This is a genomic window from Candidatus Electrothrix sp., from assembly GCF_052785085.1.
In genome coordinates this window covers 1-4274 of the sequence record NZ_JALAAI010000197.1, presented here as the reverse complement: position 1 = coordinate 4274, position 4274 = coordinate 1, and the positions used below count along the sequence as shown (strand labels likewise).

Below are 4274 nucleotides of genomic sequence, written 5' to 3'. Positions count from 1 at the left end.
CGGGATTCGGACAAAAAGTACCAACCTTTGTAAGTTCAGCCATCATTCCCTCCTTTCAGTAGTAACTATCTCATATACTGAAATATAAGCATCCAAAAGGTAAATGGCAACACTCAGCAGGGTGACCACCAAAAAGCAGAGGAAAGTGATAATCATAGCAAGAGATTCAACAAGAAATACAATATACAGCATGGCCTGAGAAAGGGCATAATTGCTTTTTATTGGAACATTTTAAACCAAAGCATTCCAGCAAGCTCATGAAAGAACCAATGATTATGTTCAATACATTCGGCTCTTGGTATCCATTTGCCAATTCCTTTTTGAAACGGACCTGGAATAAGAAATTGTGTGGGTGCAGCTATAACGGAAAATCCTTCGTTCTCAAAAGAACGTTTTGATCGGGGCATATGCCACGCGTGGGTCACAAGAGCGATACGATTGATACCATCTTTTGAGAGGATTTCATGAGCATATTTGGCGTTATCAAAAGTATGAAGGCTCCGACCGTCTTTATAACGAACAGGTACATTGCATTCATGTTCAAGTACCTTGGTCATCCTTTCTGCACCGGTATTGCCGATATTGAGCCTGTCTCCACCAATGACTGCAATGGGAAGGCCAGTCTTTCTGTGGAGGTAGGCAGCGTAACGTAACCGTGAAATCTCGTCCGGCCCCGAAGTTATCTGACCGTATTCTGGCGAGTTGTATGCTTTAAATGCGAGAACAACAATAGCGTCAGCAGTTTTGACCTTCGAAAAAGTAAGCGGACTGTCAGGCTCAAGCCAATGTGCAAGCAATTGATTGGTAAAAGGAATGCTGCTGAAGTAAAGGGTTAGTAGAGCGAGGCTGATCAAGGTCAGCGAAACCTGATGCCAGCGCTGATGGAGCAGTAAACCTGTCAGTAAAAGCAGGATAGATCCTCCCGGCGGGTAGAGCAGAGACTCTATGCAGTAAATGACAAAGAAATTCATGATGTGCGACGAATTGGGAAAAGAGTTTCAACGGATAGCGCAACGAAGTTAAATGTTTACACCAAAACACTTTTATGAACAAGTGAGGAAGCCAAAATCAAAGCAAGAAAAAACCGGGTGATGCGGTGAGCATGTACCCGGTGAATAAACAGGGAGAGGAAGGCGGGGGTTAACATGTTGCCACATTTTGCGGCTTGTTTGCTATAGTCGCGACTATTGGCTGAATATGATTCTCCGGCTTATTAAGTGACAAGTCGTGAGCAGCTTGTAAATTAAGCCAAAATTCAGGTGAAGTTCTGAATGCCTCAGAAAGCAACCAAGCAGTATTTGGAGTTACCCCTCTCTTGCCCCTGATAATTTCGTTAATTCGTTGAACTGGTATGCCAATATGAGTTGCTAAGGCCTTTTGAGATAAACCCGATGGCTCAAGAAACTCTTTAAGTAAAATAACCCCTGGATGGGTTGCTACACGATTTAATGGGATCATTTTTTCCTCCAAAAAACGTTAATGGTAGTCGATAATTTGGACATCATGAGCATTAGAGGCGTACCATCTGAACACAATACGACACTGGTTGTTTATGCGAATACTATGAAAACCAGCAAGATCACCTCTCAATGCCTCCAGCCTATTACCTGGAGGTGATTTCAAATCTTCCAATGACTGAGCAGCGTTTAAAACATCAAGCTTGTAAAGTGCCGATTCTTTTATTTGGTTTGGTAACCGTCTGGCACGGCTACTTGATATGTCATGAAAAAGATCAGATGTTGCACGATTTCCAAATGAAGCTATCATAGTTTTATGTTAATGCATTCACGGATTCCGTGCAACTATGTTTTGCGCATAACGGAAAGATCAGAGGCGGGCTTCAGGGGGTTCGCTGGAACGCCTAGTTTCACTATGTTCTTTTCTTGCCCGATTAGCCGCATTAAGTGCAGCCTGTCTATCATCTGATCTGGCATCCCATCGGTCACAAGACAAAAACCGGGTAATGCGGTGAGCATGTACCCGGTGAAATAGGCAACAGAAAAGGCCACTAGCATTTAAGCTGGTGGCCTTTTTTTGTGCCTTGTCAATGGGCACTAAATTCTTTATCAATCCGTTCAGCCAGAAAAATTTTCAAAAGCGACTGATAAGGAACGTCTCTTTTATTAGCCAACAATTTAAGATCATCCAACATTGAATTAGGCAGGCGGAGCGATATTTTTTTAACAGAAGGTTTCAGGTTTGGCAGAGTGACTCTTTTTGCTGTGCTCCAATCAACGAATTCAGCCGAATCATGCTCTTCCCAAAAAATCCTTTCTTCATCCTCATCCCTGAATTCAGGTATTTTTTTCAGCGGATTCATAAATACTCCTTTCTTTGCGGCTCATGGGAGGGGTTGCAGGTTCGAATCTCAAGATCAAATCATAAGCTCACCGGGCACACACATGATACGTACCCGGCAAAAGAACACAACCTGCTCCATCCAGAGCAGGCTCACTCACCCCCTTCCTCTTTATGCCTTCTCCCCTTCTTCCGCTCACTGAGCCTGACGCAGCCGACCATCTCGTATTCCGAGGAGTCCTGCCCGAACACACTCTTGACCCCGGACCGCGCCCGGACGATATAATCGCTCAACAACTCGGCCTCTTCATTCTTCTCGTTAACCAGGCGGGTTTTATCGGCGTTCAAGGCGTCTATCGCGCTGACCTTTCCCTCCAGCGCGGTAATTCTTTCCTCCAGCCCTGCCACAGTGATGGAATCCGGCATTCCCGGTCCGATTTTTTCCAAAGCCTCTTTGACCTGACCCGCCTCCTTGAGCAGTTTGGGTACACTTCCTGTCAGCATGATGACCTCCTGTTTGAGTTTGCACAGCTCCGATGAGAAAAAACAGCTGCGCATTTAAAAAAAGTACCAGTGCATCCTGAGAATACATCGCTCCTTCTTGAAAATGGAACGCCGCATTCTCAAAACTGAGTCCTCCATTTTCACAATGGACACGTCCCTTTTCAAAATGAAGCGGTGCGAGATGAAAATGCACTGCCCAATTGTAAAGATGGAGAAGCGCAAGATGAGAATGGACAGGCCCTTTTTCAAAATGCAGAGGCGCGAGATGAGAATGGACAACTGCTTTTTGAAAACAGACATCACCTTTTCCAAAGAGCAGCTGATCTGCTCGAAAAAGTATGTCTTCTCAGTATCCTTGCTCTTCCTGTTGCTCAGTATTCTTTTTTGTTACCACAGAATGCCGAACTGCGCAACAGGTTCTATGAGGTTGTTTTTCAAGAGATGAGAAGGTTCACGAGTTTTGCAACAGGCAGCTTAAAGAATCTCCGCTGAAAGCTGCACCGTATCCGTGGAAAGTGCAGCCTTTAACTCCGGCAGGATAATTTTCAAATCCACCTCAGAGCCGCAGGTGGTAACATCAATGACCAGCTTGTTGAATTCCGGCCAGGTATGGAGGGTCAGGCTTGATTGCTGGAGAACATAGACCCCGGTGATGCCGATAGGGGAGTAATAATGCCAATGCACATCCACCACATCCAGGCGGAAATGCTCAACGATGCGTTCCGCCACCTTTTGTAACAACTTCTTATCACCGAGATCCGCGCCCACATTGCGAAACGAGAGCGCGGCATGAAACACGGTGCCATCTTCCATTTGCACGTCTTTTCCCAATTTCATAACCTTACAGCATAAAGAAGATAAGCGCAGCAATACCGATACTCATGGTGCCGCCGATCCAGGCAATATTCATATTGCGGTCACGGCTGATTTCCTCTTCAATATTGGCCCCTGGCATAAAAATAACCAGGATCATCTTTTGCAACACAGCCAGGCCAAGAAAACCCAGCACTGCATAACCGGCAAACCAGGAAAGATTATAGCCCCAGCTGACAAAGTCTCCGGCAGTCGCCTTGAGCACGATAATCCCCAGAGCCACCAAGGTAAAGCCGAGATAAGCACCTGCAGCTACGTTATCCTTTTCAATTTCATCGTGATCATCATAAGGTGTCAACAGGGCATGAAAATGGCTGAACAGGATGAGCAGGCCCATGCCAAGGATGAAAAACACCAGAGCAGAGAGAAAGGAACCAGTCCCTTGAATTGCTCCAGCGATCATCAGGGCAGTGGCAATCATGGCTCCGGCTTCCACCGCACCGGTACCGATATTGCGGTCGGTGATAATTTCGCAATACCGCAAAACTCACACAATCAATATATATATTTACAATAATTTGCTTTTATGGTAAGAAGTACATTTTTAACCAAGCAAAAGGCTTTCCATGAAAACAGCAAAGAAATTGATACCGACATGC

7 protein-coding genes are annotated in these 4274 nt (G+C 45.3%); all 7 read right to left on the bottom strand.

What is annotated here, in order from left to right:
• Positions 1-218: 218 nt before the first annotated feature.
• The gene (locus L2082_RS18645) at positions 219-971 is read right to left on the bottom strand and encodes a YdcF family protein (protein WP_446010926.1); all 753 of its coding nucleotides are present in this window, start codon (positions 969-971) and stop codon (positions 219-221) included.
• Between the two features lie 169 nt (positions 972-1140).
• The gene (locus L2082_RS18640; RefSeq protein WP_446010927.1) at positions 1141-1458 is read right to left on the bottom strand and encodes a HigA family addiction module antitoxin; all 318 of its coding nucleotides are present in this window, start codon (positions 1456-1458) and stop codon (positions 1141-1143) included.
• A gap of 18 nt (positions 1459-1476) precedes the next feature.
• The gene (locus tag L2082_RS18635; protein ID WP_446010928.1) at positions 1477-1767 is read right to left on the bottom strand and encodes a type II toxin-antitoxin system RelE/ParE family toxin; all 291 of its coding nucleotides are present in this window, start codon (positions 1765-1767) and stop codon (positions 1477-1479) included.
• A gap of 277 nt (positions 1768-2044) precedes the next feature.
• The gene (locus tag L2082_RS18630; RefSeq protein WP_446010929.1) at positions 2045-2320 is read right to left on the bottom strand and encodes a BrnA antitoxin family protein; all 276 of its coding nucleotides are present in this window, start codon (positions 2318-2320) and stop codon (positions 2045-2047) included.
• Positions 2321-2451: 131 nt separating this feature from the next.
• Positions 2452-2802, bottom strand: a complete 351-nt coding sequence (locus tag L2082_RS18625; RefSeq protein WP_446010930.1) for a hypothetical protein — start codon at positions 2800-2802, stop codon at positions 2452-2454.
• 474 nt (positions 2803-3276) lie between these two features.
• Complete coding sequence (locus L2082_RS18620) at positions 3277-3639, bottom strand: S-adenosylmethionine decarboxylase family protein (protein ID WP_446010931.1); 363 nt, start codon at positions 3637-3639, stop codon at positions 3277-3279.
• 4 nt (positions 3640-3643) lie between these two features.
• Positions 3644-4159, bottom strand: a complete 516-nt coding sequence (locus tag L2082_RS18615; protein ID WP_446010932.1) for a DUF350 domain-containing protein — start codon at positions 4157-4159, stop codon at positions 3644-3646.
• Positions 4160-4274: the final 115 nt, after the last annotated feature.